This is a genomic window from Nocardia sp. A7, from assembly GCF_046549215.1.
Lineage (GTDB): Bacteria > Actinomycetota > Actinomycetes > Mycobacteriales > Mycobacteriaceae > Nocardia.
Genome location: NZ_JAJPWE010000004.1, coordinates 589,594 through 615,618, shown reverse-complemented (window position 1 = coordinate 615,618; position 26,025 = coordinate 589,594). Strand labels below are relative to the sequence as shown.

Annotated in this window: 26 protein-coding genes, 1 tRNA gene and 1 pseudogene; 11 read left to right on the top strand and 17 right to left on the bottom strand. The window is 66.5% G+C overall.

The genetic code is table 11. From position 1 onward, the window contains the following. Positions 1-4 precede the first annotated feature (4 nt). The 7 genes from ACLJPD_RS24805 to ACLJPD_RS24775 are packed head-to-tail and all read right to left on the bottom strand — an operon-like array spanning position 5 to position 4,427. On the bottom strand, positions 5-2,005 hold the full coding sequence (locus ACLJPD_RS24805) for a hypothetical protein (protein ID WP_410875192.1): 2,001 nt from the start codon (positions 2,003-2,005) through the stop codon (positions 5-7). Beyond that, entirely contained in the window at positions 2,002-3,087 is a 1,086-nt protein-coding gene (locus ACLJPD_RS24800) for a helix-turn-helix domain-containing protein (RefSeq protein WP_410875191.1), read from the bottom strand. The genes ACLJPD_RS24805 and ACLJPD_RS24800 overlap by 4 nt, the downstream gene beginning before the upstream one ends. A gap of 30 nt (positions 3,088-3,117) precedes the next feature. Further along, positions 3,118-3,408, bottom strand: coding sequence for a hypothetical protein (locus ACLJPD_RS24795; RefSeq protein ID WP_410875189.1), 291 nt, complete (start codon positions 3,406-3,408; stop codon positions 3,118-3,120). Between the two features lie 8 nt (positions 3,409-3,416). After that, a complete protein-coding gene (locus ACLJPD_RS24790; protein ID WP_410875187.1) occupies positions 3,417-3,782 on the bottom strand; it encodes a hypothetical protein in 366 nt (121 codons plus the stop codon). After that, complete coding sequence (locus ACLJPD_RS24785; RefSeq protein WP_410875185.1) at positions 3,779-3,928, bottom strand: hypothetical protein; 150 nt, start codon at positions 3,926-3,928, stop codon at positions 3,779-3,781. The genes ACLJPD_RS24790 and ACLJPD_RS24785 overlap by 4 nt, the downstream gene beginning before the upstream one ends. Beyond that, positions 3,928-4,203 (bottom strand): hypothetical protein, encoded by a 276-nt coding sequence (locus ACLJPD_RS24780; RefSeq protein WP_410875184.1) that lies wholly within the window; start codon positions 4,201-4,203, stop codon positions 3,928-3,930. The genes ACLJPD_RS24785 and ACLJPD_RS24780 overlap by 1 nt, the downstream gene beginning before the upstream one ends. Next, positions 4,200-4,427, bottom strand: coding sequence for a helix-turn-helix domain-containing protein (locus ACLJPD_RS24775; RefSeq protein WP_410875182.1), 228 nt, complete (start codon positions 4,425-4,427; stop codon positions 4,200-4,202). Before ACLJPD_RS24775 ends, ACLJPD_RS24780 begins: the two co-directional genes overlap by 4 nt. A 157-nt stretch (positions 4,428-4,584) precedes the next feature. Between ACLJPD_RS24775 and ACLJPD_RS24770 the strand changes: the two genes are divergently transcribed. Together ACLJPD_RS24770 and ACLJPD_RS24765 are read left to right on the top strand one after the other, a co-directional pair. Further along, positions 4,585-5,784, top strand: coding sequence for a helix-turn-helix domain-containing protein (locus ACLJPD_RS24770; RefSeq protein ID WP_410875180.1), 1,200 nt, complete (start codon positions 4,585-4,587; stop codon positions 5,782-5,784). A gap of 24 nt (positions 5,785-5,808) precedes the next feature. Then, positions 5,809-6,300, top strand: coding sequence for an NUDIX domain-containing protein (locus ACLJPD_RS24765; protein WP_410875178.1), 492 nt, complete (start codon positions 5,809-5,811; stop codon positions 6,298-6,300). A 3-nt stretch (positions 6,301-6,303) separates the two neighbouring features. On the opposite strand, the gene ACLJPD_RS24760 is transcribed toward ACLJPD_RS24765, so the two are convergent. The 4 genes from ACLJPD_RS24760 to ACLJPD_RS24745 all read right to left on the bottom strand — a co-directional run bounded on the left by ACLJPD_RS24760 (position 6,304) and on the right by ACLJPD_RS24745 (position 9,394). Further along, on the bottom strand, positions 6,304-6,858 hold the full coding sequence (locus tag ACLJPD_RS24760; protein WP_410875176.1) for an HD domain-containing protein: 555 nt from the start codon (positions 6,856-6,858) through the stop codon (positions 6,304-6,306). A 61-nt stretch (positions 6,859-6,919) separates the two neighbouring features. Next, complete coding sequence (locus ACLJPD_RS24755; protein WP_410875174.1) at positions 6,920-7,882, bottom strand: tyrosine-type recombinase/integrase; 963 nt, start codon at positions 7,880-7,882, stop codon at positions 6,920-6,922. A 71-nt stretch (positions 7,883-7,953) separates the two neighbouring features. Continuing rightward, a tRNA-Ile gene (locus tag ACLJPD_RS24750) sits at positions 7,954-8,027 on the bottom strand. A gap of 362 nt (positions 8,028-8,389) precedes the next feature. Beyond that, positions 8,390-9,394, bottom strand: a complete 1,005-nt coding sequence (locus ACLJPD_RS24745; RefSeq protein WP_410875173.1) for a zinc-binding dehydrogenase — start codon at positions 9,392-9,394, stop codon at positions 8,390-8,392. Positions 9,395-9,922: 528 nt separating this feature from the next. Between ACLJPD_RS24745 and ACLJPD_RS24740 the strand changes: the two genes are divergently transcribed. Further along, positions 9,923-10,426, top strand: coding sequence for a hypothetical protein (locus ACLJPD_RS24740; protein ID WP_410875172.1), 504 nt, complete (start codon positions 9,923-9,925; stop codon positions 10,424-10,426). A 5-nt stretch (positions 10,427-10,431) separates the two neighbouring features. Here the strand turns inward: ACLJPD_RS24740 and ACLJPD_RS24735 are convergent, their stop codons facing one another. The 5 genes from ACLJPD_RS24735 to ACLJPD_RS24715 form a co-directional block, all read right to left on the bottom strand. Beyond that, positions 10,432-12,204 carry an SDR family oxidoreductase gene (locus tag ACLJPD_RS24735; protein ID WP_410875170.1) on the bottom strand — a complete coding sequence of 591 codons (1,773 nt, stop codon included), beginning with the start codon at positions 12,202-12,204 and terminating at the stop codon, positions 10,432-10,434. Between the two features lie 31 nt (positions 12,205-12,235). Then, the gene (locus tag ACLJPD_RS24730; protein ID WP_410875168.1) at positions 12,236-13,330 is read right to left on the bottom strand and encodes a PDR/VanB family oxidoreductase; all 1,095 of its coding nucleotides are present in this window, start codon (positions 13,328-13,330) and stop codon (positions 12,236-12,238) included. Continuing rightward, positions 13,327-14,229, bottom strand: coding sequence for a metal-dependent hydrolase (locus ACLJPD_RS24725; RefSeq protein ID WP_410875166.1), 903 nt, complete (start codon positions 14,227-14,229; stop codon positions 13,327-13,329). Before ACLJPD_RS24725 ends, ACLJPD_RS24730 begins: the two co-directional genes overlap by 4 nt. 116 nt (positions 14,230-14,345) lie before the next feature. Then, entirely contained in the window at positions 14,346-15,350 is a 1,005-nt protein-coding gene (locus ACLJPD_RS24720; protein WP_410875164.1) for a YdcF family protein, read from the bottom strand. A 65-nt stretch (positions 15,351-15,415) separates the two neighbouring features. Then, the gene (locus ACLJPD_RS24715) at positions 15,416-16,078 is read right to left on the bottom strand and encodes a rhomboid-like protein (RefSeq protein WP_410875162.1); all 663 of its coding nucleotides are present in this window, start codon (positions 16,076-16,078) and stop codon (positions 15,416-15,418) included. A 406-nt stretch (positions 16,079-16,484) separates the two neighbouring features. Here ACLJPD_RS24715 and ACLJPD_RS24710 point away from each other — a divergent pair. Next, positions 16,485-17,150, top strand: a pseudogene (locus ACLJPD_RS24710) (TIGR03557 family F420-dependent LLM class oxidoreductase); the annotation flags it as partial. A 52-nt stretch (positions 17,151-17,202) separates the two neighbouring features. Here the strand turns inward: ACLJPD_RS24710 and ACLJPD_RS24705 are convergent. Then, positions 17,203-19,236 carry a CocE/NonD family hydrolase gene (locus ACLJPD_RS24705; protein ID WP_410875160.1) on the bottom strand — a complete coding sequence of 678 codons (2,034 nt, stop codon included), beginning with the start codon at positions 19,234-19,236 and terminating at the stop codon, positions 17,203-17,205. Between the two features lie 156 nt (positions 19,237-19,392). Here ACLJPD_RS24705 and ACLJPD_RS24700 point away from each other — a divergent pair, with 156 nt between their 5' ends. The 7 genes from ACLJPD_RS24700 to ACLJPD_RS24670 all read left to right on the top strand — a co-directional run bounded on the left by ACLJPD_RS24700 (position 19,393) and on the right by ACLJPD_RS24670 (position 25,967). Then, entirely contained in the window at positions 19,393-20,043 is a 651-nt protein-coding gene (locus tag ACLJPD_RS24700) for a TetR/AcrR family transcriptional regulator (RefSeq protein WP_410875159.1), read from the top strand. A 173-nt stretch (positions 20,044-20,216) separates the two neighbouring features. Then, complete coding sequence (locus ACLJPD_RS24695; RefSeq protein WP_410875158.1) at positions 20,217-21,086, top strand: hypothetical protein; 870 nt, start codon at positions 20,217-20,219, stop codon at positions 21,084-21,086. Between the two features lie 45 nt (positions 21,087-21,131). Then, positions 21,132-21,350 (top strand): three-helix bundle dimerization domain-containing protein, encoded by a 219-nt coding sequence (locus ACLJPD_RS24690; protein WP_410875157.1) that lies wholly within the window; start codon positions 21,132-21,134, stop codon positions 21,348-21,350. A gap of 58 nt (positions 21,351-21,408) precedes the next feature. Next, positions 21,409-22,494, top strand: coding sequence for an S-(hydroxymethyl)mycothiol dehydrogenase (locus tag ACLJPD_RS24685; RefSeq protein WP_410875156.1), 1,086 nt, complete (start codon positions 21,409-21,411; stop codon positions 22,492-22,494). Further along, entirely contained in the window at positions 22,488-23,114 is a 627-nt protein-coding gene (locus ACLJPD_RS24680) for an MBL fold metallo-hydrolase (RefSeq protein WP_410875433.1), read from the top strand. The genes ACLJPD_RS24685 and ACLJPD_RS24680 overlap by 7 nt, the downstream gene beginning before the upstream one ends. Before the next feature lie 175 nt (positions 23,115-23,289). Further along, positions 23,290-24,537 carry an acyl-CoA dehydrogenase family protein gene (locus ACLJPD_RS24675; RefSeq protein WP_410875155.1) on the top strand — a complete coding sequence of 416 codons (1,248 nt, stop codon included), beginning with the start codon at positions 23,290-23,292 and terminating at the stop codon, positions 24,535-24,537. After that, the gene (locus ACLJPD_RS24670; RefSeq protein WP_410875154.1) at positions 24,534-25,967 is read left to right on the top strand and encodes an LLM class flavin-dependent oxidoreductase; all 1,434 of its coding nucleotides are present in this window, start codon (positions 24,534-24,536) and stop codon (positions 25,965-25,967) included. Before ACLJPD_RS24675 ends, ACLJPD_RS24670 begins: the two co-directional genes overlap by 4 nt. Positions 25,968-26,025: the final 58 nt, after the last annotated feature.

Below are 26,025 nucleotides of genomic sequence, written 5' to 3'. Positions count from 1 at the left end.
GGCGTCAGACCGCGGCGACGGGTTCGGGTTCGATCGGTGCCGCGGTGTCGGCGGCGCGGGTGCCCGGCAGGGGCTTGAGCTCGGTCCGGTCGACCGGGACCACGCGGCCGTAGTAGGCGTGTCCGGCTTTGGCGTGCACGATTTCGCCGGTGGCCATCTGACGGACCCGGTCGGGGTCGACCAGCCATTTCTCGCCGTAGGACACCGATCCCTCGTCGCCGTGGCGCTGGCCTTTGATCAGGTGCCGCGACGGCATCGCCGACCGGACCGATCCGAAGTGCTTGCACACATCACCGGCGTTCTCCGAGTAGCCCAGGATCAGCCCGCCGGCGCAGGCCTTGAGCAACCGGTTCAGCGACCACTGATCACGGGCCACGCCTTCTTGGGACTGCGCCGCGAAGGTCAGCGCGACACCTTGGGAGCGGCCACGTTCGGCGACGTTCTCCAACCCGATCGCCTGGGATTGGGTTGCGACTGCGGAGAGTTCGTCGATGATCAGCGAGACGCTGCGCCGCTGGTCTTTGGCGGTGCGCCCGGCCCGCTGCATGACCATCCGGATGATCGCCGCGACTTGGGCGCGCCCGGCGTCGGGATCCATGCCCGGCACGGTCACGTAGAGGATGTCGAGGTCGTCGAGGTTCTTGCCGCCGTCGAACACACCGTTTCCGTTGTGGTCTTCGAGCATCGAGAACAGGTTGCTCATCTTGATCAGCGCGTCGTCGAGCTGCGGGACTTTCTCCGCCTGCAGCGCTTCGACCTGGCGCACCACATCCGGCGATCCGCCCCACGCATCGACGATGGTCTGCGCATCCAGGCGAGCCAGGAACTCCGCCGAGGACCGCGGTGGCCCGACCGGGGCATCGACGACCAGGGTGACGATGCGTTTGCGCATCTCGTCGAAGTGCTGGCCCTCGCTGGTGGTCGATTCGCCGCCGACCATGAGGTCCATCAGCACGCCACGCAGGTCGCGGGCGGGCATGTTCCAGATATCGAGTCGATCTCGCGAGGGGACCAGTGCGATCCGCTCGTCCTCGATACCCATCGCGAGGGCGTCGGAACGGATGGTTTCGCCCAGTACCCGGTCGTCTTCGCCGCCCTTGCAGGCGATCATCACGATCAACGGGCGCGGGTGACGGCCGCGCATGCCGGGCACGTCGCGCCAGCGCTGCCAGGCTTTCCACTCCGTGGTCAGGATCGACACCAAGTGCCGTTCCAGCAGGGTGGTCTTGCCCGCACCGGTGGTCGCGATGATGCCCATGTGCCGCTTCACATCCGCGTGCGGAATGGTCAGCCACTGCATGTGCCGTGCGGTCAGGCTGCGCCAGAACCCGCCCGGCTCGGCGCTGACGTGCTCGGACAGCACACCGAGCACGATCGAATCACCGGTGCTGTAGGGGGCGCCCAGCTTCGCGGCCCGTGCCGCGGCCTGGCTGCGACGGGCATCCATCGCGGACTTGATCCGCTCGGTCCGTGCCAGGGACTTCTGTCCGACGCTGGCGTTCTGGACCAGGAACTTCGCCCACCACAACGTCGCGAGCAACATCGCCGCCGGACCGGCGACCGCGAGCATCGGCACCAACCCGGAGAAATCCCCCGCGGTAAAGGTTTCGGCGCCCGACCACAGCAGGGTCCACGGTGTCGACCAGGCGCCGCCAGCGACGACAGACGTCATCGGCAACAGCAGCGAGGCGACGGCGAAGTTGCGCAACCGGTGCGGATCCAACGGCCACGCGGTAGCGACCGCGACGATGAACAGCAGCATCGCGATCACGACGAACGCGATCACCGCCGAGGTCCCCGCGGTGTGGGCCAGGGCAGCGAAGTCGGGCATCGGCAGATCGGGGAGGTTCTGCCCACCGACCTCGACCGGCGGCGCGGTCGGGGCGATCTCGGGCATCGGGGCGCCCGGATTGATCGCTGGGGTCGTTGTCGGGGACGCGGTGACGATGACCGGCGCCTTGACCGGCGCGCAGTCAGCCGGGGTGATGAGAGGTGTGCACGTCATGATGCTTCCTGCTGGGAGAGATGAATGATGGTGGAGCGCAACCTGTTCGGGCTCGCTGCCTTCTTGGCCTCGCGCAGGTCGGCGTAGCGGTTGAGCCAGCGCGACCAATAAGCGTCGAAGTCGTTGATGACCAGGTCCAGCGCCAGATCGGCGAACTCGGCCTTGGGCAACCGCTCCGAAGCGGCGGTGACGTTGTCGTAGACGGATGCGGTGCGGCACAGGTAGAGCACGCCGACCATGGGTTCGGTGTCGCTGTCCCGCGCTGCCCGGATCGCCCCCCGCAGCGCGATGTCCATCGCTTCGGGCTGCTTCTTGGACAGCTCGACCTCCAGCGCCCACCAGCCGTGATGTCCCTCGACGACACCGAGGAACCGGCCGTCGTGGATGTGCGGGCGACCCAGTTTCGGTTCGCGTCCACTCGAAATCGGGGTCGCCGGCTTCCGCGGTCCCGGCTGGGTCTCGCCCTGGACGCGGTGACGCAAGGTGCGCTCCGATACCCAGGACTTCGGGTCCGGACCGACCAGCATCACGCGGGCTTGGGCGACGGCACGGTAGTGCTCGGCGAACATCAACGGCGGCTGCCACTCCGGCGGACGCCACCCCAGATACCGGGCAGCAGTGATCCGGGTCGGCACCACCCACTTCTCGCCCGGCTGGACCTGCTTGAGCTCGTGCACCTCGCCCGCCCGGACAAGGTCGGCGACCAGCGCGTAGACATGGTTGCGTTCCATCCCGAGAAACCAGCCCAGGGTGTCGACCTGCATCCCGTGCATCTGCGACAACGCCGCGAGCACCGCGGTCTTGCGACCGGTCGACAGTGGACGCGCGGCGCCGACCAGGACGTGGACGGTGCTACGCGGCAACCCGACTCGTGCACTGATCTCGGTCAGGCTCAGCCCGCGGCTGTGCAGGGCGTCGATCTCGCCGAGGGTGGCCTCGACACGACGGGCTCGGACACCGAGCAGACGGGAGATGTCGCGGTAGGCCAGGCCCGAATCACGCAGTCCCGCAATGATTTCGTCGCGCGCTTCGACTTCCAACGCAGCCCATCGGGCCGTTTTCTGCTTGTGGTCGATCTTCATGTTCGCTCCTTCCCTGGTCCGAATGACTGGTCACGGCCGTGAATTGGCCGGGCACGGTTCGACCTGCGCGACGCGCACGTTCTCGTCGGCGGTGCGGCAGATGTTCAGCGAGGGCTGCTTGCCCTGGTGATCGACCCAGGCGATCGAGCAACCGACCATCGCGATCAGCACGCACACGGCCAGCACGATCAGCCGCAGAGCAGGCGGCAGATGGTTCACCGGGGCGTAGACCGCGCCGACACCGACGAACTCGGGTCGCACTAGCGATTGACCGGCGCTGCGCCCCACCGCATTGCGGTCCTCGCGGGGCGACCGGAACATCCCGCCGCTCATCGCGACCGCCGCCGATCGACCGCGGGCGCCTCGACCGACCGGGCCTGTTCGGGGTACTCACGAACCTTCACCGCCAACTTGCGGGCGGGATGCAACCCGTACTTCGACGTCATGGCCATGTCTCTTGCCGCATCCCCGAGCCTCACGGCCGAGTGCTTGACATTGATCGAGCCGTGCTCCGCGAGGCGCCAGCCCTCGACACGCTGGTCGAATCGGTCCGCGTGTGGCTCCAGGGCGGCGTAGCGGGCCTGCAGCGCGATCGTGCGGTGGCGCAGCACCTCTTGGGCGCGGATGATCGAGTCCAGTTCGTCGAGCAGGTCGATCGGATCGTGGATCGGCTCCTGGCCGTGATCGGTGCTCATCGCCGCACCCCCGCCCGCTTCGTCGCGCGCCAAAACCACACCGCGCCGAGGACCATCAGCACGAACCCGAGGACATCCGGCGCGGTCAGGACCATGTAGCCCACGGACAACAGCGCGACGGCGGTCATGAATGTCTTGGCGCGCATCACAGATCACCGCCCCGGCAACGGCGCTCACGGCCTCGGCGACGCGACTGTGCCGATTTGAGGGCCAGACGGGTGTAGTGCGCCTTCCGCGCCTGGTCAGCGCGATAGGCGCGTTCCTCCGGGCTCAGCAGCCCGTCGGGATCGACCAGACGGTCGAACTTGCTCACCATCGCGGCGCGAGCCTTCGCAGTGCGCTCGCTGCGGTCACTGGTACGCGCCCACGACTCGTGAGCTGCGATCCGCGCCTGCAGGCTCCGCTCGGTAGGGGTGCTCATACCGCACCGCCCTGGTGGCTCGGCGCGACCGGCTTCGCGAGCTGGAGAACTTCCCCACGGTCCACTCGCCACATTTGCCCGAGCTTGTAGCCCTGAATTTGTCCTGCTGCGATCCAGTTCCGAATGGTCTTCGGCCCTACATCGACGAGCTCTGCAGCCTTCTTCAGGCTGATGTAGCTGGGCACGGCGTGATGTTCTGCGGGTGACGGAAGGTTGTTGTCCACCGGGGACCTCCTTTGGTCGGAAAAGGTTGGAAAACGCTGACTGGAATAGCGTCAGCCCGACTGGAGGGTTCAACCCGGAAAAAAAATCCGGGGTACCTGGGTTGCGCACCATCGCCGCAGGTAGGACAATTGATTCATGCGCGGGATGACTGACTCAATGACCATCGGTGAGCGTGTGGCTTGGTACCGGCGCCGGCGCGGTCTGTCGCAGCGAGTTCTAGCAGATATGGTCGGCCGAACCGAGGATTGGCTGAATAAGGTCGAAAACAACAGAATTCAGCTCGACCGAATCTCCGTTATTCAGAATCTCGCGAAGCAACTGGACGTATCGATCGGCGATCTCCTCGCGGAACCGACACTCGTGGACAACTCTCATGTCGGCGGTAAGCCGACAATCCCGGCCTTGCGTGATGCTCTGACGAGCTATGCACAGCTCATGCCGTTCAGCCGGCAGGAGCCGACCGAAGTCCAGCCGATTCCTCAACTCGCCGGTCGGCTACAAGCGGTCTGGGATGCTTACCAGTCGTCGCGCTTCGCGTACGTGAGCGCGTCCCTGCCCGCCCTGATCACCGATCTCGATGTCGCTCGTCGCAATTCGCGTGCAGACGATTCGGAGCGCGCACTCCGACTTCTCGCCAGCGCCTATCACGCCGCGGCGACGGTGCTTACCAAGGTCGGCGAGGTCGACCTCGCATGGGTCGCAGCACAGCGCGGTTTCGATATCGCGGAACGTGTTGGTGAGCCCGTGATTTGGCTATCACTGGCACGATCGGTGACGCACGTAACTATGTCGACGGGTCGACACAAGGACGCGGCCGCTCTCGTCGGCCAAGTTGCGTCTCACGTTGGAAGCCTGCCCAACGACGCTTCTGCCGAGTACCGGTCTGTGTACGGCACTCTGTTCCTGACTGGCGCGATGGCGGCCGCTCGATCCGACGACAGGGCGCTTACCGCTGAGTACCTGCGCGAGTCGGAATCCGCAGCCGTGCAACTCGGTCGCGACGCGAACTACGCCTGGACGGCGTTCGGCCCGACCAACGTCAAGATTCATCGGGTGTCTACCGCGATGGAGCTGGATGATGTTGAGACAGCGCTGGTTGTCGGCCAGCAGGTCGACGCTTCGTCGCTTCCGACCGAGCGGCAAGTCCGCCACTCGTTGGAACTTGCCCGCGCACACAGCAATCGCAGCCGACGAGATGAGGCATTGGCGATCCTGCTCGCGGCTGAGGCTCGGGCGCCTGAGCAGGTCCGTCACCACGCCTTGTCCCGCGACCTGGTTGTCAACTGGGTTCGAACAGGCAAGTCCCGGCCGAGCTCGGCGCTTGCAGGGCTCGCCGACCGAATGAACCTGGTTTGACGATGGGTGACTAGAGTCGCCTGTATGAGCGCAGAATCCCGTCCACCGATGGCAACTCCGCGTATTGCGGCCGGCGTAGTCGTGCTGAGTGGTGAATCCATTCTTATGGTTCGTCCCACCTATAAGGAGTACTGGGACATTCCAGGGGGATATGTCGAGCCTGGCGAATCGCCCAAGAATGCCTGCGCACGAGAAGTTCAAGAAGAAATCGGACTTTCGGTCGACGAATTACTCCTCGCCGCAGTCGACTGGGCACCCAACGACAAAGAGGGCGATAAGCTACTTTTCCTGTTCATCAGCCCGGAGCTGAACGGAATAGATGCCGCGAATCTCAAGTTTCCGGACCAAGAACTGTCGGAGGCTCGCTATGTCAGCTTGGCGGAATTGCACAATTTCACCATTCCACGGCTTGCTAAACGGCTGGCCGCGACAGTTGAAGCACTCATAAGTAGCGAGGTCCCGATATATCTCGAAAACGGGATTCGCACGGAAACGCAGCAGCGCCGGACCACTTAAGACTTATCCGTCGCTCAATCTGATGCCCGCCAGCTGAGCTGCCGTTTGTGTGCGTGCGGCAGCAGCAATCAGCTGCGGCGCCGACTCCGCAACAGACGCTGATACGACGTGCTCGGGGCCGTACCGATCGAGTACCTCCGCGATCCGGCTCTGAACGTCCGTCGGCTCGCCAGTGGGCGTGGTCGACATGTCGGCCCACCACAGAGCGTCACGCAGCGGGGTCTGCTCGTCCTCCCAGCGCAACGACACCCCGCGGTGGCGCGCTTCGACGCAGGCACACGAATGATTCGCGACAAGCGCGCACAGCCTGTGCGGCGCCCCGTGAGCGCTCAGGAACTCAGCACCATCGACCGGATGGAACCCGGTGACAGCGATCTGCGGGCCGTATCCAACATCGTGTAGCCACGCGGCCGCGACGAGTAGCTCCGGATCGTCTACGGCGTAAGCGATCTGAGTTGCCCGCCGGGCTACGCCTTCGACGTGCCCGAGTCTGCGAGGCAACTCGTGGAGCTGTTCGCGGGCGACCCGCTCGGCCCATGTCACGAGATCGTCATTCATGCGGTTCACGGTATCGCCAGCGCCCGCCGGCGAGCACGCCCAGGCGGTCACCCACCCGGCGCTACAGCTGGTCGCCTAGCCGTGCCCTTCGGTGGGCATCCTTTGCGCGCTCATCCGCCACTGACTTGCCGTACCGGTCGAGCATCTGCCGGGACCGCCAGCCCGCCAACATCATCAGATCCTGCTCCTGCCCACCGTTGGCTAGCCAGTTGTGCGCGAACCAGTGCCGAAGCATGTGGGGGTGGATGTGTTCGATCCCTGCCGATGCCGCACGGCGTTCCAGCATCTGTCGAATGCCGTGGTCGGTCATCGGACCCATTCGGCCCAACCACAGAGCTGGCTGGCCGTTCACCGCCTTCGGGTGCTTGGCGCGAACGCGAAGGTACTTCCGGATGGCTGTCCTGGTCTTGTCGCCGAACGGCGTCGACCTGGGGCGGCGGCCCTTACCGAGTACCAGCACCGTGTTCTCCGCGAAGTCGAGGTCGTCTAGCCCGAGCCCCGCCACCTCGCCGCAGCGGCAGCCAGTGTCGGCGAACAGCCTAATGATCGCGTTGTCCCGGCGGTCATCGAAACTCGGTCCAGAGCACTCGTTCAACAAGGTGCGAAGAGAGTCCGCGTTGGGCACGGGCACGATCTTGTCGGGTGCGTCGGGTAGCGACAGCCGATCGAATGGGTCCGCGGGGATGATCTCCTCGGCGAACAGGTACTTGAAGAACTGCTGCAAGCTGCGGTACTGGCTGCGCGCGTACTGAGGTGAAAGCAGCTCGCCCGTGCGGGAGTTCGGCCGAGTCAGCAGGTGCTCGATGTAGCCGCCGATGACGTCGCGCGTGATGGCCGGCGCGTCCGTCGGCAGGGACATCTCGACCAGGTAGGCGGCGAGGTAGTCGATGTGGGTCGCGTAGCCGTCGATCGTCCGCTTGCTGCGGTTCTTCCGGCGCAACTCCGTGGTGAAGTCGTCCTTCAGCTCCCGAATATCGTCAAGATCAAGGCCTCCCATGGCCTCCAGAGTACGGCAATAATCCATTGGTTCACATGCACTGTGCTGGATAAAAACGTCTGGTGCGGATCAGAGATTCGCAGGTCAGAGGGGGAAAGTGGGGCGGGTGGGGCTCGAACCCACGACCAGCGGATTATGAGTCCGCGGCTCTAACCGACTGAGCTACCGCCCCTCGCCGCGGGGGTCTCCACGGGCGAGTCGCATGGTACCCGGCGGAGTGCGGCGTTGACCACTTGACGCGGTGGTCGTGGCGGGTGACTGAACAGGAACGGCGATCAGGACGACGCTTCCGAAGAAGGCGCGTCCTGATCGCCGTTGTCGTGCTGCACCCGGGGGTATGGGTTACGAGCGTTCAGCTCGCTGGCCACCCCGCACTCGAAGCTCGCGTTCGCGACGTTCGATGCTGTCCCCTGGGTTGCTGGCCAACTTGATCACTCCTGATACCAACAACAAGACCGCGACGATTACCGCGATGATTATGAGTCCCTGCACAGAACATAACTTAACGTGTATTCCGTTGCGGCGCTTGATACTTTACAATGACGCGCTGACCGTCAACAAGGTACGACCGACGGCGGAGCGACTCTCGATCGCGGCGTGCGCCTGCCGGACCTGGTCGATGGGGAAGGTCTGCCCGATCACCACTTCCAGCGCACCCTCGGCTACCGCCGACTGAGCGCGGGCGGTGATGCCGACCCAGTCGACGTCCTCGCCGACGATATCGAACAGACCGAGCACCGTGACACCGCGTGCGACCGCCGCGTCGGTGTCGCCCTGCGCGAAATCACCTGCGGCAGAACCGTATCCAAGGAACTGCCCGTTGTCGGCAACGGCTGTCAACGCCGCGCCGCCGAGCTCTCCGCCCGCACCGTCGAAGACTACGGCCGCTCCCCCGCCGGTGATCTCGCGGGCTCGCTGTTCCCACCCGTCGGCGGAGTAGTCGACCACTGCAGTGGCACCCAATCGTGTTGCGAGCGCGAGCTTTTCCTGACCACGAGCCGCGGCGACAACTTGCGCGCCCGCGGCGACCGACAGCTGGGTGAGCAGCGTGCCGAGTCCGCCCGCGGCGGCGGTGATCAGCACCCACGAGCCCGGCTGCACCGCGGCCGCGTCGAAGACGGCCAGGGCAGTGCGGCCGTCGTGGGCGAGACCGACGGCCTGCTCGGTGGTGAGGCCGTCGGGGATCTCGGTCAGAGTGGCGGCCTTGGCGAGGGATTTCTCGGCGTAGCCGCCGATGGGCAGGCCGCCGCCGATGCCGCTGGCGGCGGTTTGGGTGACAACGCGCTTGCCGAGCCAGCGGGGATCGACGTCCGCGCCGATCTCGCTGACCACACCGCCGATCGCGCCGCCGGGGACGTAGGGCAGGCTCATCGCGAAGAAGTCCTGACCCCACCCGCTGCGCAACCGGGCGTCGAGGAACATCACGTCGGCCACCTCGACGTCGACCACCACTTCGACCGAATCCGGTTGTGGCGTGGGGAGTTCCAACACCTCCAGGACTTCGGGCCCACCGAATTCCTTGACCTGCACTGCACGCATCGCGACTCCTTCGTGGTGTTGACCGAACGAGTCAAGCATGGAACCTGAAGCGAAGTTCAGGTCAAGTCCGCTGAGGCATGGCTCACAGCACGCCTACTACGCGGTCAGGAACCGCCGCCGCCACAACTGCTGCTGCTCCCGCCACCACAACTACTGCTGCTGCCGCTGCAGCTACTGCTGCTGCCACCGCTACAGCTGCTGCTGCTCCCGCCACCACAGCTGCTCCCACCACCGCAACCGCTGTTCGACCCCCCACCGCAGCTGCCGCCAGGACTGCCCGGATCCCACGGCTGCCCCGAGGCGCCGTCGACGTAACCGGTAATTCCGGCCGACCCCGCCACCCACCGCCGGTCCAGCGGTCGGACGTCCGGCGGCTGACTCAACTTGCGAATCAGCAGCACGACGGTCACCACCACCACACCGATTCCGACCGCTACGAAACCGAGCACGAGCATCATCACCATGTCCGCAGGCTAATGCCCGAACCCGCCCACAGCACCCCCACGCCCAGTGGCCTTACAGTGAATTGTGGCGTTCTCTTTCTCGCGGACCGGCAGACGGCAAGTCGACCTCCCCACCGTCGACCGCACCGTCGACGCCCTGCGCTTCCCCGATGCGATCTTCAAGACCTCACCGTGGCAACCCCGCGACCTCGTGGAAGCCGGTCTGCGCCAATGGTTACGGTGCTGCGGCGCCGCCGTTCGCGACGACCAGGTGATCGGTATGCCCTCGCACGCGGTCGACGAGGCCTGGCACGGCTTCATCCTCTGCACCCAGCTCTACGCGAACTTCTGTGAGCAGGCGTACGGACGTTTCCTGCACCATTTCCCCGAGGGCGTCGGCGAGAGCACGCAGGATCACGGCACCATGGTCGAGCAACTGGGCCGCACCGTGGTCGCCTGGTCGCTGGTCGCGCGACCGGACGAAGAGTGCGTGCTGTGGGACCTGGACCGAAAGGTCGGCGTCGAGAACCCGTGGGGCGTGGACGCCCGGCACGTCGCCGCCGTGGAGGAGCAACTGCGCCGGGCGTAACCCGCTCAGACCAGCTTCATCCGACGTGCGGCGAAGCGCACCGCGCCTGGCGCGATCCGGTTGATCCGGTACTGCACCCACGACTCCGGCGTCACCGGCACGATGTCGCGCCCGGTCCGCACGGCCTTCACGATCTGCGCCGCCACCCGGTCGGGGGTGTAACCGCGGCGCTCGTACAGCTTGTCGAATTTCTGCTGCGTGGCCGCCTCTTCGTCGGCGGAGACACCCGAGATACGAGTGGTGGCAACGATATTCGTGTGCACGATGCCCGGGCACACTGTCGATACCGAGATGCCGCGATCGGCCAGTTCGGCACGCAGGCAGTCGGAGAACATGAACACCGCCGACTTGCTGGTGGCGTAGGCGGCCATGTCGCGCTGCGGACTGTAGGCGGCCATGCTGGACAGGTTCACGATGTGCCCGCCGAGCCCGCGATCTGCCATCGCCGCGCCGAACGCCCGGCAGCCGTTGACGACGCCGCCGAGGTTGATCCGCAGGACGCGATCGAATTCCTCCGACGGCGTGTCGAGAAACCCGCCTGCCTGGCCCACACCCGCATTGTTGACCAGCACATCGGGTACGCCGTGTGCGGCGATCACGGTGTCGGCATGGGCACGCACCGCGTCCTCGTTCGACACATCCAGCGGATAGGATTGCGCCACACCACCTTCCGCGGCGACGAGCTCGGCGGTGGCTTTGGCGGCGAGCTCGTTGACATCGGAGACAACCACTTCGGCACCGAGTCGCGCGAAAGCCAGCGCGGTCTCCCGGCCGATACCGCTGCCCGCGCCGGTGACGACGACCAGCTTGTGCTCGAATTCCCTTCGCGCAGGACCTACTTCAGCCCTGGCCAGTCCCCGCGAGACCCCCGCGCCGTCGAGTGCGTCGATCAGCTCGGTGGTCGCGGTCGCGAGGAGTTCCGGATGCGAGAACGGCATCCAGTGGCCGGCGGGAACGTCGCGCCGCCACAGCCGGTCGGTCCACTTGCCCGCATCGTCGAAGCCCGCGGGCCGCACCGCGACATCGCGGCCTGCCACGATCAACTGCACCGGCACCTCGGTGCGGCGCTCACGCGGGGACAGCATCCGGGCCACGATGTTGGCGCGGTAGATGAGCAGCCCGTCCACCATGTCGCGGCGGAAGGTCGGACCGAGCTTCACATTGGCCGCGGGGGTGTCGTTCATGATGGAAACCGCACGCTGCCAGAGCTTTTCGGTGCCGATGGCGTTGAAGGTGGCGCGCGGCAGCCCGGGGGTCATGAAGAAGAAGGTGTAGGCCGAGGAGGCGAGCTGGGTCATCGGCTGCCACACATTGCGCAGGGTGGGGCGCGAGAGCCGGTCACGCACCCAGCTGGACAGGTGGTCGAGGTTGGGGCCGGAGACCGAGGTGAACGAGGCGACGCGCTCGCCTGCCCGCGGCTCGCACACGGCCTCCCACACCTGCACCGAGCCCCAGTCGTGGGCGAGCACGTGCACGGGACGGTCGGGGCTCACCACGTCGAGCACGGCGTAGAAATCGCGCGCGAGTTCGTCGAGGCGGAAGTCGTCGGTGCGCTGGGTGCGGGTGGACTCGCCGTGCCCGCGGGTGTCGTAGGCGACCACGTGGAAGCGGTCGGTGAGCAGCGGAATCACCCTGTCCCACAGGTGATGCGTGTCGGGCCAGCCGTGCACGAGCACGATGGTGTCGGCGGCCGGGTCGCCGTATTCGAACACGGCGATGTCGAAATCACCGCTGCGGACGGTGCGCTGGTTGGCAGGCTGCGGGCTGTCGTTAGTCATGATCGTTCGGACTCCTTGTCCAGCAGAGAAATCACAGGTCGAGCACCAATCGCTCACCGCGGGAACGGGATACACAGGCCAACATGGCGCCCTCGGCATGGTCGGCCTCGGACAGCGTGGTCTCGCGATGGTCCGGTTCGCCTGCGCGAACCCGGACCACGCAGGTGCCACAGAAGCCTTGTCTGCACGAGTAGGGCTGACCGGGTCGGGAATCGAGGATCGTGTCGAGCACGGTGCGGTCGGCGTCGACAGTGACAACCGCACCGCTGGACGCGAATTCGATCTCGAACGGGGTGCCGTCGATGATCGGCGGCGGGGAGAACCGCTCGAAATGCATTTCCACATCGGGCATCTCACGCACGGCGGCGACGATCGTCGAGGTCATCGGCGTCGGGCCGCACGCGTAGACCGCGGTGCCCGGACCGACGCCGGGCAGCAGATCCGTCGCGGCGGGCAGGCCGTGTTCGTCATCGGTGCGGACGACGACATTCGCGCCGAAGGTTTCGATCTCGGCCAGGAACGGGATGGTGTCGCGACTGCGCCCGCTGTAGACCAGCGTCCACGGCACGCCGAGCCGGTGTGCGAGCCTGGCCATCGGCAGGATCGGCGTGATGCCGATGCCACCGGCGACGAAATGTAGTCGCTGCGACGGTGATCCGTGACCCGGCACGGCGAACGGGAAGGCATTACGCGGACCGCGCACCACCAACCGGCTTCCGAGTGGCAGTTCGTCGTGCACCTCGAGCGAGCCACCGCCGCCACCGGGGATGCGGCGCACAGCGATGCGGTAGGCGCGCTCGTCGGCGGGATCACCACACAGCGAATACTGTCGCAGCCTGCCCGACGGCAGTTCCAGATCCAGGTGCGCGCCGGGGCGCCAGCGGGGTAGAACCCGCCCGTCGGGGGCTTCGAGACGCAGACTCACCACGTCCTGGTCGTGCGCCTCGATCCGACGTTCGGTGACCACCACCGGTAGGCGGCGATCGTCGACGCGCGACCGCAGGTCACCACGGTTGACCAGCGCGCTCCAGCGCAATCGGGTGGCCGCGATGGCGTCGATGATCTTGATCGCCGGATCGTGGCGGTACTTTCCGTAGAGGTCGGCGGGGATGTCGCGCACGGTCACGATGCCGCCGCGCGGGCACCGGGCGAGGCGGCCAGGTAGGCGATGGCCTGCGCCGTCGAGCCGACGGTCTGCGGGCTGTAGCCGGGCTGGAAGGTCGACAGCGCACTCACCAGCAAGGACGGAACGCCGGGCAACGCGCCCCGCCACATCGCCCCGAACACCCCGGTGAGCAGCCGTGCATAACCCCGATCGGGCAGCTGTGGATCCTGCTGCACGAGGAACCGCGCACCGCGCACCAGCACGACGAGGAAGATCGGGAACACCATCGTCATCGACGCACAGCGACGGACGTAACCGACCCCGAAATACTCCGCGACATCGTGGGCGACATTGCGATGCTCGACCTCCTCGGCACCGTGCCAGCGGAACAGATCGACCATCCGCGGGTCGGCACCGAACTGCTCCAGATCGGCGTTGAGAATCCAGTCGCCGAGCCAGGCGAAGAAGTGTTCGAGGCAGGCGATGAAGGCCAGGCGTTCCACCAGCATCTGGCGGCCGGCGCGATCGTCACCGCCGCGCGGTCCGAGCGAGATGCGGAACAGGTATTCCATCTGGCGCAGATAGGGGCTCGCGTCAACGCCGTGCGCGGTGAAGACGTCCTCGAGCACCTTGCCGTGAGTTTGCGCGTGCATCGACTCCTGGCCGATGAAACCGAGCATGTCCTCGCGCAGCTTCTCGTCCTTGACGAAGGGCAACGCCTCTCGATAGGTCTGGATGAACATGCGCTCGCCCTCGGGCAGCAGCATGTTCAGCGCGCTGATCAGATGACTGGCGATCGGTTCGTCCGACATCCACTGCAGGTCGACGCCCGACCAATCGAAGGCGACATTGCGCGCGTGCAGCGCGACCGTGCCCGGATCGACCTCCGGATGGTTGGTTCTCCAGCGAAGTAACTTCATCGATACTCCTCGATCAACCGTGCACTTTACTGGCGTGCTCGAGGATGCGGCGTTGCATCCTGCTCGGTAGTTTCGAGGATACAACTATCCATTACGAGAAGTAACACCTAACTGTGTCAGCTCGCTTCGGCGAAGATCATCAGCGCGATCGGGGCCGCCACCAGCAGCGCGCACATCACGGCGTTGAGCACCTTGTGCTCGGCCAGGATCCCGACGTATTCGCGCAGGATGGCGCTGGGCAGGTAGTAGCGCGCGGTCGGTGCGCCGACGGCCTGGGCGTCGATGCCGACCGAGCGGGCGAGCAACGCGGTCCGCAGCACATGGAAATTGCTCGTGACCAGCAGGATGCGTCTCTCGATCCCCTGCCTGGCCAGCAATTCCCGGCTGAACAGGAGGTTCTCGCGGGTGGTGGTGGAGCGGTCCTCCCGCAGGATCTCGTCGGCGCGCACGCCGTGTTCGACGAGGTAGGCGGCCATCGCGGTACTTTCGGCGACCTTCTCGTCGGACCCCTTGCCACCGCTGGCGACCAGCAGCGGCGCGAGGCCGTGCGCCCGGTCGGCGTGCCAGATACCCATCGCGCGGTCGAGCCTGCTCGCCAGCAGCGGCGGGACCCGGTCACCGAGCAGGCCGGAGCCGTGCACGACGATCGCGGCGGCGCCGTCGGTGCTCGTCACCCAGCTGTAGACCAGCGAATAGAGCAGAAACGCGACGAGCACGAAGCCGAGATAGGCCGCGACGAGCACCACCGCGAGCAGCAACACCCCGAACACCGCCCACTCGGCGAGCACCGCCACCACCAGCAGCGCGTAGGGAACCAGCAGCGCGACGCCGAGCGCGGGAGAGAGCAGATTCGCCGGTCGCATGCCCTCGCGGCGCAGCATCACCACGCCGTTGAGCATCAGCAGCCCGGCCAGTACGAGCATGAGCAGTGGCGACAGCGCCAGCGCGAAGAAGACCAGCGTCTCCGGGCCCACCCCTTCGGCGCCGGTGCCGATCAATGCGGCGCCGACACACAGAATTCCGAGTAGCAGCAACACCGCGTTGCTGAATCGGCGCCGCTCCCGACGGAAGCGCAGCGCGAAAACACCGAGCAGAACCACACCTATCGCCAGCAAGATCACGAGCCCACCCTAGTGAGCGCAAGGCGCTCGACGGCCGCCAGTCCCCGATCGCTAACCATCAGCAATCAGCGTTCGGCGAAGAACCGACGCAGTGATACGCCCGGATCCCACCCGCTCCCACGGCCTCGGGTCAGCGGGTAGCAAGCGAAACCGATGGCGGCGGCACTGGCATGTCCGATGTCGGTGAACGTGCGGTTCAGGAAGATCGGCGGCACCACGACGGCGAGGACCGCGAGCACGTAGACCCACCGCCACGGCGTCACCAACCGGTAGGCCAGCACCGCGGCCACCCCGGCCAGCCCGTAACTGACGCCCACATCGAGGATGAACATCGCCCGTTCGGGCGCGTCGTCGCTGCGGATCGCCCACAGCAGGACGCCCTGACTGAGGTAGGTGGCGCCCACATGCGCGAGCACCACCACGACCAGCCAGCGCAGGGTGCCGAGCCAGCGTTCGGCGTTGGCGTGAAAGACGGTGAACAGCACCGCGTAGGCGAGCCACCCGCTGCCGTCGGTCCAGAACGCGCTGCTGATCAGCACGCGCAGCGGATCTTCGCCGAGATGGTGCAGGTTGGTCGAGCGGTGGCCGAGCCATTGTTCGGCTTCGTCGGGCGGGAGTCGGTCGATGATCACCGTGGTGACGGCGAGGGCTGTCAGCCACAGGTAGGTGCCGGGCGCGCTGCGAATCCATCGTTGGCCACGCTTCGCCATGCTGCGGAGTGCGGCCATCACGACAGTGTGCCAGGTCAGAAGAATCAATTTCGGGTAGCCATGTTATTGCTATCGCAGTTCGGGTATTCGCGATACGTCAGACATCAGAACAACTACCAGCGATGATGCCGCGAACTTACCGTCCGATTCTTCGGACATAACAGGTAGCTAGCTGGTCAGTCAGGGAAGGAGGTGGGCGATATGGTCACCGATTTCATTCAGTGGATGGCTACGATGATCTACAATTTTCTCGCCTGATTCACAGGTCCAGACTGTGATGGCGCCCACCTGAGGTGGACGCCATCATTCATGACCCGACCGCGCGCAGACCGCCGTTCCGCATCGGAACAGGAGCAGGCTATGCCTCAGCAAGCGTGGAGCGACTGACCCCACTGCGAAAGGTTCGCGATGCAGCTCGGATTCAAATTGGCGGCCGAGGCTCGACAGTCAGGGCCACTCCCCCTTCGCCTGGACGGTCCTTGGCACGATCGCCGCGCGTACCCAGGAAATCGGGCTGGCCACCGGCGTGACCTGCCCGATCATCCGATATCACCCCGCGATCATCGCCCAGGCGGCCGCCACCACCGCCCTGATTTCGGACGGGCGATTCACCCTGGGCATCGGGTCGGGCGAGCGGCTCAACGAGCACATCGTCGGGCACGAATTCCCGCCGGTGCTGATCCGTCAGCGGATGTTGCGTGAGGCGCTCGAGATCATTCGGTTGCTCTGGCGCGGTGGCTATCGCAACTACTACGGCGAGTTCCTGGAGCTGTCGGACGCGCGGGTGTTCGATCTACCGGACACGCTGCCGGTGATCGCGGTGGCGGCGGGCGGCCCCAGCGCCGCGAAGATCGCGAGCGAGCTACCCAATCCGGCGAACTTCGACGCCGCGTCGAGCACCGTGCGAGTCGACGACATGCTCGAATCCTTTGTCTGCGGCGATGATCCGAAACCCTACGTCGAGGCGGTGCGCAAGGCTGTCGACGCGGGTTTCGATCACGTGGTGCTGATGAACGCGGGCCCGGACATGGACGCGTTCCTCGATTTCTACAGCAGCGAACTCCAGCCGCTGTTGCGCTCGCAGATCTGAGAAGCCGGACACGGCGGCGCTGCAGGCGCAGGCGCCGCCGTGACCAGGGCGCCTACCAGCCGGGATCGGTGTCCAAGGGGACGTTGATCCAGCTCGGACGGGACGGATCCAGCTCGAGGTGTTGGGTGCGCAGACCGCTCTCGTTCAGCAACGGCCGCAACGGGATTCCGCTGGGGAAGTTGCCCGCGAACACGTCCACCCGCAGCCGATGCCCTGGCAAGAGCACGCCGTCGGTGGCGCGGATGCCGATGTCGATGGTGGTCGGCTCACCCGGCACGATCGGTTGACGGGTGTCGAGGGTGAGGATCGGGTAGGGGTCGGTGTAGTCGCCGTTGGGCGAGCGGGTCGACTCGGCTTCGTCGATCGCGCGCAGCGACGCCATCAGTTGGCCCTGGGACCACACCGTCGAAGTGCCGTCGGGCGCAACATCGTTCACCGTCACGGTCCAGTAGCCGTCGGTGGTGTCGAGCACGGTGTTGAGGTGCGCGGCGATCTCACCGGAGATCCTGGTCGGCTGGGTCACCGGAGCGGTGGTGAAGGTGAGCGCGGCGCCCTCACTGATCCTGGCGTCCTTGGCGCAGATATCCGGCAGCGGGACCAGTCCGGCCGTGCCCTGCGCCGCATCGCGCGAACAGATCGTCGTCAGGCTCGGATCGACCGAAAGACGCTGGGCCGCACCGGGTGCGGTGACCAGGCTGCCGTCGTGACGCGCACCCGGCGCGGTCCCCGACGACGCACCGTCGAGATACATCCGCCGGTACTGCATGCCCGGACGCGGGAACGCCACATCGGTGGTCCACTGCCCACTGCCCTGCTGCCACAGCGTGACCGGGTCGTAACGGTCGATGCCGTTGTCGATTCCCTTGAGCCACTTGTCGAACCACGCGCGCTGCAACGATTCCAGCGGCGCGGGCGCATTCGGCTGTCCGAGGCCCGAGCTGACTGTCACGTGGTAGACGTCGCCCATGATGAGCTTCTTCTGCTCGGCGGGCACATCGACGGCGTTGTAGATGCGCGGGGTCGAGTAGGTGAAGATGTCGTGCCAGCCGCCGTAGAGGAAGGTCGGCACCCGCACCTGGTCGGGCTCGCCGACCCAGGCGGTCCGCAGCGGACTCTCGTCGTCGAGAATCGCGGCCATCTCCGGCGGGATCTGTTCGACGGTCGGCGTGGACAGGGCGGCGATGAGCACGTTGAAGAAGGTGAACGGGTCACGGATCCGGTCGGCCAGCCAGGTCCAGTCGAACTTGCCGGTGAGGATCGAGACCACATCCGGCAACAGTTTCGCGCCGTCGACGGCGAGCAGCCACAGCGGGATGAAGCCGATGCCGAGCGCGCCGCCGGGGGCGGCGACATCGCGGATCAGGTCGTTACCCGGGACGATCGGGAAGATCGCCTTGAGCGCTTCGGGATGGCGCTGGGCGGTCTGCAGCTGGTTGATCCCCGAGTAGGAGATGCCGCTCATCCCGATCTTGCCGTCGGACCAGCGCTGCTGCGCCGCCCAGTCGACGACCTCGACGCCGTCGAGCTGTTCGCGTTCGCCGAACACCTGCCAGGTGCCCTGCGAGAAACCGGTGCCGCGCACGTCGACGACCACCTGGGTGTAGCCGCCGCGGATCAGGTTCCGGTCGACGGCGAACGTGCGGGCGGCGCCGCCGGGCAGCGCCTTCAACATGTCGCTGAGGCTGCTGAAGCCGAACGGCGAGAAGTCCAGGTTCTGCAGCGCCGGCATCAGCGCGTCCGACAGGCCGGGCACCGCGAGCGCCGAGTCGGCGAGGTTGGTGACCAGCTTGGTGTAGGGCGTCATGTTGACGATGGTGGGTGTCGGCTCGGCGATCGGCTGACCGTCCGCCCCGGCCGGGTGATAGACGTTGGCTTTCAATACCGTGCCGTCACTCATCGTGATCGGCACGTCCCACTCGATGAAGACGTTGGGGTATTGCTGCGGCCCGTTGTGGGTGGCCACGAACTGCGCGTCGAGCCCCTCCGCGTTCGGCGATGCCTGTCCGACCGGCGCGGACGCGACAGCGCCCGCCAACACGACGACGGACGCGACCAGCGCAGCCAGCCGTCCACGATGTTTGATCATGCTTCGGTTGAGCCCTCCCACCATCGGGAACCACGACGTTCCCGTACTGGGAAGTAACGTAGCCTGCGTCACGTTCGATCGCAAGAACATGTTCTGGGCAACCAATCGGCAGCGCCAGCGCGCACCTCGCGGCGGCGACCTGACAGAATCGACACTGTGACAGCGCCCGAACTCGACGACGGCCGCCGATACCGCGGCGCCGCACCGGGGCAACGTCAGCAGGAACGCCGCGCCCGGCTGCTCGAAGCCGCCACCGACGCCTTCGGTATCGACGGCTACCGCAACACCACGGTCACCACGATCTGCGCGGCGGCAGGGGTCGGCAAACGCTACTTCTACGAATCCTTCTCCGACAGTGAGGATCTGCTGCTCGAGGTGTATCGCGAGACAGCCGCCAGGATGATCGAAGCGATCCATACCGGCCTTCGCGATCCCGACGCCGACGTCGACGTCCAGGTGCGCGTCGCCCTCACCGCGTACTTCCAGCTCATCCACGACGACCCCCGGGTTCCCCGGATCGCGTTCTTCGAGATCCTCGGCGTGAGCCCCGCGGTGGACCGGGCCTACTACGGGGTTCTCGACGCCTTGGTCGACATCTGTCTGGCCCTGATCACCCCGCACGTCGACCTGGAAACCCACCCGGCCGTCAGCGTGCGCACAGTACTGTTCGGCCTGGTCGGCGCCATCGTGGTCATCGCCCAGAAATGGGTGCTCGACGAATACCGCCAGCCGCTGCTCGATGTGGTGGACAGCGCGTGCCTGGTGGTCAACGCGGTGCTCGCACGAATCGGCCCGGCAGGCACCTAGCGGATGAACGGTTGACGGTGAAGGCCCGGTGAACAGCGAAGGGCCATCGCCGGCGCGTATTGCCTTGCCGGACAACATGTGCCCAGACTGGGTGTCTGTTCGACAGCGTGGTCGAGATCCATGCCGCTCGCCCTTTCGGAGTCGGCGGTTACCGTCGAGCCGAAGGACGCGCGATGCCGTTTCTGCTGATCTCCGGAGTCTTCGTCGCCAAAGGCGCACAGCCCGATGGTGATTCGGTGCGCTTCCGGCCCGACGACCTCGCCCTGTGGGACCGAGTCGGCGGTCCGCACCGGATCAAACGCAACGCTTCGGGTGCCGCGCAGTTACGTCTCGACGGCATCGATTCGCTCGAAACGCACTACACGCCCCGGCACGGCACCCGCATGCATCAGCCGTTGCCGCTGGCGCGTGCCGCCGCCGAGGAATTGCTGGCGTGGCTGGGTTTCACCGGCGTCATGCGCAATGCGAGCGAGACGGTGACCGGCACCGACCAGGCCGACGTGCCCGGTTTCATCCTGACCCGCGGCGCCGACCTGCACGGGCGCTGCGTCGCGTTCGCCGGGCGTGGGCCCGCGCCCGGCGACTCGGGCAGCGAGACCTTCGTCGACGTCGCCCTGCTGCGCCTGACCCTCAACCACCATCAGCTGGCGACCGGCCTGGCCTATCCCACGTTCTACCGCAGCCTGTTTCCCGCCCTGCGCGACGAGTTCGCCGCCGTCTCGATCGCCGCGGCGGGAGCCGGGCTCGGTGTCTGGCCAACCGACGCGACAACGGCGGGCGCCGCCCTGACCACGCCGACCTCGCTGACCGACGACGTCGTCCTGCTCCCGAAACTGTTCCGCCGCCTCGCCGACTACCTCGAACTCAGCGACGGCGATCTGTCGCTGGACGGCTTCCCCGCCTTTCTCGCCCAGGCGGCCGACCGCTTCTTCATCCTGTCGACCGGTCACTCCACCACCGGCCTCGACGCGATCACGGTGATCGACGGCGCGACGGTCCGCCTCACCCATCCGCCGACAGATCTGGTTTTCGACGAGAAGTAGGCACCGACCCCGTTGATCTCCGACATCTGCGGGTAAGCCCGGAATATGACCATTAACGAGAACCGACAGCTCGATGAGGTCATCGAGCGGTTGACCATCCGGTACCCGACCATCGAACCCGCCGAACTCGCCGACATCGTGCACAACGTGTACGACGCCTTCGGCAAGGTGCACATTCGCGACTACGTTCCGTTGCTCGTCGAGCATCACGTGAAGGAAGAACTCGGCACTCCGACAGGGGACATCCCACCCATCCCGGACTGATCAGGCGCGTGGGCCCGCTAGCGTTGACCTAGCTCACGTCAACCATGAGGAGGTCCGCATGCCCGACACCGTCCGCGGAGTCATCGCCCGCGCGCAGGATGCGCCGGTCGAAACCGTCGACATCGTGATTCCCGATCCGGGACCGCACGATGTGGTCGTCCGCGTCCAGGCATGCGGGGTGTGCCACACCGACCTGCACTATCGCGAGGGCGGGATCAACGACGAGTTCCCGTTCCTGCTCGGCCACGAAGCGGCCGGTGTGGTCGAGTCCGTCGGCACCGCCGTGACCCATGTGGCCGAGGGTGACTTCGTCGTCCTCAACTGGCGCGCGGTCTGCGGCGAGTGCCGAGCGTGTCGGCGCGGGCGCCCCTGGTACTGCTTCGACACCCACAACGCCAGCGTTCCGATGACGCTCACCGACGGCACCCCGCTCACCCCGGCCCTCGGCGTCGGCGCGTTCGCCGACAAGACCCTCGTGCACGAAAAGCAGTGCACCAAGGTCGATTCCGAGACCGATCCGGCCGTCGCGGGCCTGCTCGGCTGTGGCGTGATGGCCGGGATCGGCGCCGCCATCAACACCGGAAACGTCTCGCGCGGTGACAGTGTCGCGGTGATCGGCTGTGGTGGCGTGGGTGACGCCGCCATCGCCGGTGCGCGCCTGGCCGGGGCCGCCACGATCATCGCGATCGACCGAGACCAGCGAAAGCTGGACTGGGCCAAGGACTTCGGCGCCACGCACACCATCGACGCGACCAGCGAAGACGTGGTCGAGCGGATCAAGGAACTCACCGATGATTTCGGTGCCGATGTGGTGATCGACGCGGTCGGCCGCCCGGAGACCTGGCAGCAGGCGTTCTACGGCCGCGACCTGGCGGGCACCGTGGTGCTCGTCGGTGTTCCGACGCCGGAGATGAAGTTGGAGATGCCGCTCATCGATCTGTTCTCGCACGGCGGTTCGCTGAAGTCCTCGTGGTACGGCGACTGCCTGCCCGAACGCGACTTCCCGATGCTCATCGACCTCTACCGGCAGGGCAGATTGCCGCTGGACCGGTTCGTCACCGAGAAGATCGGCATCGACGAGGTCGAGCAGGCGTTCGCCGCGATGGCCGACGGTAAGGTCCTGCGTTCGGTGGTGGTCTGGTGATCCGCATCGAAAGAATCGTCACCTCAGGAACTTTCGCGCTCGACGGTGGTACCTGGGACGTCGACAACAATGTGTGGCTCATCGGTGACGACACCGAGGTGCTCGTCGTCGACGCCGCCCACGACGCCGACGCCATCGCCGCCGCGGTCGGCGACCGCCAGGTCACCGCGATTCTGTGCACCCACGGCCACAACGACCACGTGACCGTCGCCCCGGAACTCGCCAAGCGCCTCGACGCTCCCGTCCTGCTCCACCCCGGCGACGAACCCCTCTGGCGCATGACCCACCCCGCCGCCGACTACCGCTCCCTGGCCGACGCACCACGAATCACGGTGGCGGGCACCGATATCGACATCCTGCACACCCCCGGCCACTCCCCCGGCTCGGTCTCCCTGCACGTCCCCGACCTCGCGGCCCTGTTCACCGGCGACACTCTCTTCGCGGGCGGTCCCGGCGCCACCGGCCGCTCGTTCTCCGACTTCGACACGATCATCGACTCCATCCGGGACCGATTGCTCACCCTGCCCGAGGAGACAACGGTCCACACCGGCCACGGCGACACCACCACCATCGGCACCGAGAAACCCGCCCTCGCGGACTGGATCACCCGCGGACACTGACCTCGCGTCGGTTGTCACTGAACTGGACAATCGATCACCAGGCCCTCATGGACGTTTTTCGCCCCGAAATTCCGCCATGGTGGCCTGGTGATCTTGATCGAGTACGGTCGCATCCGTTGTGATCGCGCTGCGCGCAACCCGTGAATCAGGCATCGCCTTGCGCGATCGTGGATGCATGACTTCCACCGCCGCGCCATCGACCACCGATTCCGAGCTGGATGCTGTCTTCACCCCGATCTTCGACCGAATCGCCGCGGGCGCGGTCGGCCGGGAAGTCGACCGGCGGCTGCCGTTCGACGAGGTCGGCTGGCTGAAGGAGGCCAAGTTCGGGGCGTTGCGGGTGCCGGTGGAGTTCGGTGGGTACGGCGTGAGCGTGCGACAGCTGTTCCGGCTGCTCATCGACTTGGCGGCGGCCGAGTCGAACCTGCCGCAGGCTCTGCGGGTGCACTGGTCGTTCGTCGAAGATCAGCTCCTGGCGGAGGCGGGGCCGCAACGGGAGCGGTGGTTGCGGGCGGTGGCGGCGGGCACGCTGGTCGGCAACGCGATCACCGAACCGGGGATCGGCGCGGTCGACCGGTACCGCACTCGGCTGACCCGCGACGGAGACCGGCTGCTGCTCAACGGCGTGAAGTACTACAGCACCGGATCGCTGTTCGCCGACCACATCCTCGTCGCCGCCGACAGTGACGGCGAGCGGCTCGGCGTGCTGGTCGACGCGGACGCCGAAGGTGTTGTGCAGCACGATGACTGGGACGGATTCGGGCAGCGACTCACCGCGAGCGGCACCACCGAGTTCACCGACGTCGTCGTGGCCTCGGATCGAGTTCTCGGTCCCGGTTACGGCGTCGCCGGCCCCACCTACGGCACGGCCTACCTGCAATTGGTGCAGCTCGCGGTGCTCGCGGGAATCGCCGAACGCGCCGAACGTGATGCCAGGGAATGGGTGAGCGCGCGCACCCGCACCTACACCCATGCCGCCGCCGATCTGCCGCGCGAAGATCCTCTCGTCCAGCAGGTGATCGGCAAACTGTCGGCCGCGGCGTTCACCGCGCGCGCCGCGGTGCTGGCCGTGGCGGATGTGCTCGACCGGGTACTCGACGCCGGGGCGAAGGACGAGCAGGATCTCGTGGCAGCCGAATTGGCCGCCGCTCAAGCACAACTCGGGGTGATCGACATCGTGCTCGCCGCCACGACCCAGTTGTTCGACCTCGGTGGGGCCTCGATCGTGTCCGAACAGCTGCGCCTGGATCGACATTGGCGCAACGCCCGCACCATCTCGGTGCACAATCCCGCCATCTTCAAAGCCCGCGCGGTCGGCGACTACCTGCTCAACGGCACCGACCTGCCGTTCGGGTGGAGCGCGGGCGAACGCGGCACGGCAAGCACTGCGAGCACCGAGCGTTCCGCGGCGGCGTCGCGATGAGCAGGCCGATCCGGTTCAACGCCTTCGACATGAACTGCGTCGCCCACCAGTCGCCGGGGCTGTGGCGGCACCCCGAGGACCAATCGCACCGCTACACCGACATCAGCTACTGGACCGAGCTGGCGAAACTCCTCGAACGCGGACGGTTCGACGGGATCTTCATCGCCGACGTGCTCGGCACCTACGACGTATACGGCGGCAACGACATCGCCGCGCTGCGCCAGGGCGCGCAGACCCCGGTCGCCGATCCGCTGCTGCTGGTATCGGCGATGGCGGCGGTGACCGAGCACCTCGGGTTCGGGATCACCACCGGCACCGGTTTCGAACACCCGTTTCCGTTCGCCCGCCGCCTGTCCACCCTCGACCATCTCACCAACGGCAGGCTCGGCTGGAATGTGGTGACCGGGTACTTGCCCTCCGCGGCAAGGAATTTCGGCGCCGACGACCAACTCGACCACGACGAACGCTACGACCGGGCCGACGAATACCTCGAGGTGCTCTACAAGCTGTGGGAGGGTTCGTGGGAAAACGACGCGGTGGTGCGCGACGCCGATCGCGGCATCTACACCGATCCGGCGAAGGTGCATCACATCGGCCATTACGGCAAGCACTACACGGTGCCGGGGATCCATGTCTCGGAACCGTCGCCGCAGCGGACGCCGGTGATCTATCAGGCGGGCGCCTCACCGCGCGGTGTGCGGTTCGCGGCCGAGAACGCCGAGGCGATCTTCATTGCCGGTCCTTCGAAACGAGTACTTGCGCAGACTGTTTCACGCGTGCGCGACGCGCTCGAGGCGGCAGGACGTGACCGGTACGCGGCCAGGATCTACGCGCTGGCCACCATCATCACCGGCGAGACGGACGAGGCCGCGCGGGCCGAACGCGAGGAATATCTGTCCTACGCGAGCATCGAAGGCGGGCTGGTGTTCATGTCCGGCTGGATGGGCATCGACCTGTCGCGGTACGACCTCGACGACCCGATCGGTGACGTGCAGAGCAACGCCATCCAGTCGGCGGTCGCGGCCTTCCAGGAATTCGACGACGACGGCCGCGAGTGGACGGTGCGCGATATCGGGCGCTGGGCGGGCATCGGCGGCATGGGCCCGGTGTTCACCGGCTCCGGCGAAACAGTCGCCGATCTGTTGCAGGAGTGGGTCGCCGACACCGACCTCGACGGGTTCAACCTCGCCTACGCGATCACGCCGGGGACATTCGAAGATGTTGTGCGCCATGTTGTTCCGGTGTTGACCGAACGTGGCGTCTACCGAACCGAATACCAGCCGGGCACCTTGCGCAACGCCCTGTTCGGGGCCGGTGATCGGCTCCCGCCACAACATCGCGGCGCCGAATATCGCCTGGGCGGTCCCCGTTCCACCGTGCTGCCGCACTCGCAGTCGCGACCCGAATCCGTGGAGGCACCCACCGGGTAGGCCACCGTCTCCGCCGACGATCAGCGCCGGGACGGCCCCGTCCCGGCGCGATCGGTGC

Bases quoted from the DNA above. Each gene is read 5' to 3' on its own strand.
- ACLJPD_RS24805 (WP_410875192.1), bottom strand. From the start codon at position 2,005: ATGACGTGCACACCTCTCATCACCCCGGCTGACTGCGCGCCGGTCAAG.
- ACLJPD_RS24800 (WP_410875191.1), bottom strand. From the start codon at position 3,087: ATGAAGATCGACCACAAGCAGAAAACGGCCCGATGGGCTGCGTTGGAA.
- ACLJPD_RS24795 (WP_410875189.1), bottom strand. From the start codon at position 3,408: ATGTTCCGGTCGCCCCGCGAGGACCGCAATGCGGTGGGGCGCAGCGCC.
- ACLJPD_RS24790 (WP_410875187.1), bottom strand. From the start codon at position 3,782: ATGAGCACCGATCACGGCCAGGAGCCGATCCACGATCCGATCGACCTG.
- ACLJPD_RS24785 (WP_410875185.1), bottom strand. From the start codon at position 3,928: ATGCGCGCCAAGACATTCATGACCGCCGTCGCGCTGTTGTCCGTGGGC.
- ACLJPD_RS24780 (WP_410875184.1), bottom strand. From the start codon at position 4,203: ATGAGCACCCCTACCGAGCGGAGCCTGCAGGCGCGGATCGCAGCTCAC.
- ACLJPD_RS24770 (WP_410875180.1), top strand. From the start codon at position 4,585: ATGACCATCGGTGAGCGTGTGGCTTGGTACCGGCGCCGGCGCGGTCTG.
- ACLJPD_RS24765 (WP_410875178.1), top strand. From the start codon at position 5,809: ATGAGCGCAGAATCCCGTCCACCGATGGCAACTCCGCGTATTGCGGCC.
- ACLJPD_RS24760 (WP_410875176.1), bottom strand. From the start codon at position 6,858: ATGAATGACGATCTCGTGACATGGGCCGAGCGGGTCGCCCGCGAACAG.
- ACLJPD_RS24755 (WP_410875174.1), bottom strand. From the start codon at position 7,882: ATGGATTATTGCCGTACTCTGGAGGCCATGGGAGGCCTTGATCTTGAC.
- ACLJPD_RS24745 (WP_410875173.1), bottom strand. From the start codon at position 9,394: ATGCGTGCAGTGCAGGTCAAGGAATTCGGTGGGCCCGAAGTCCTGGAG.
- ACLJPD_RS24735 (WP_410875170.1), bottom strand. From the start codon at position 12,204: ATGACTAACGACAGCCCGCAGCCTGCCAACCAGCGCACCGTCCGCAGC.
- ACLJPD_RS24725 (WP_410875166.1), bottom strand. From the start codon at position 14,229: ATGAAGTTACTTCGCTGGAGAACCAACCATCCGGAGGTCGATCCGGGC.
- ACLJPD_RS24715 (WP_410875162.1), bottom strand. From the start codon at position 16,078: ATGGCCGCACTCCGCAGCATGGCGAAGCGTGGCCAACGATGGATTCGC.
- ACLJPD_RS24705 (WP_410875160.1), bottom strand. From the start codon at position 19,236: ATGATCAAACATCGTGGACGGCTGGCTGCGCTGGTCGCGTCCGTCGTC.
- ACLJPD_RS24695 (WP_410875158.1), top strand. From the start codon at position 20,217: ATGCCGTTTCTGCTGATCTCCGGAGTCTTCGTCGCCAAAGGCGCACAG.
- ACLJPD_RS24690 (WP_410875157.1), top strand. From the start codon at position 21,132: ATGACCATTAACGAGAACCGACAGCTCGATGAGGTCATCGAGCGGTTG.
- ACLJPD_RS24685 (WP_410875156.1), top strand. From the start codon at position 21,409: ATGCCCGACACCGTCCGCGGAGTCATCGCCCGCGCGCAGGATGCGCCG.
- ACLJPD_RS24675 (WP_410875155.1), top strand. From the start codon at position 23,290: ATGACTTCCACCGCCGCGCCATCGACCACCGATTCCGAGCTGGATGCT.
- ACLJPD_RS24670 (WP_410875154.1), top strand. From the start codon at position 24,534: ATGAGCAGGCCGATCCGGTTCAACGCCTTCGACATGAACTGCGTCGCC.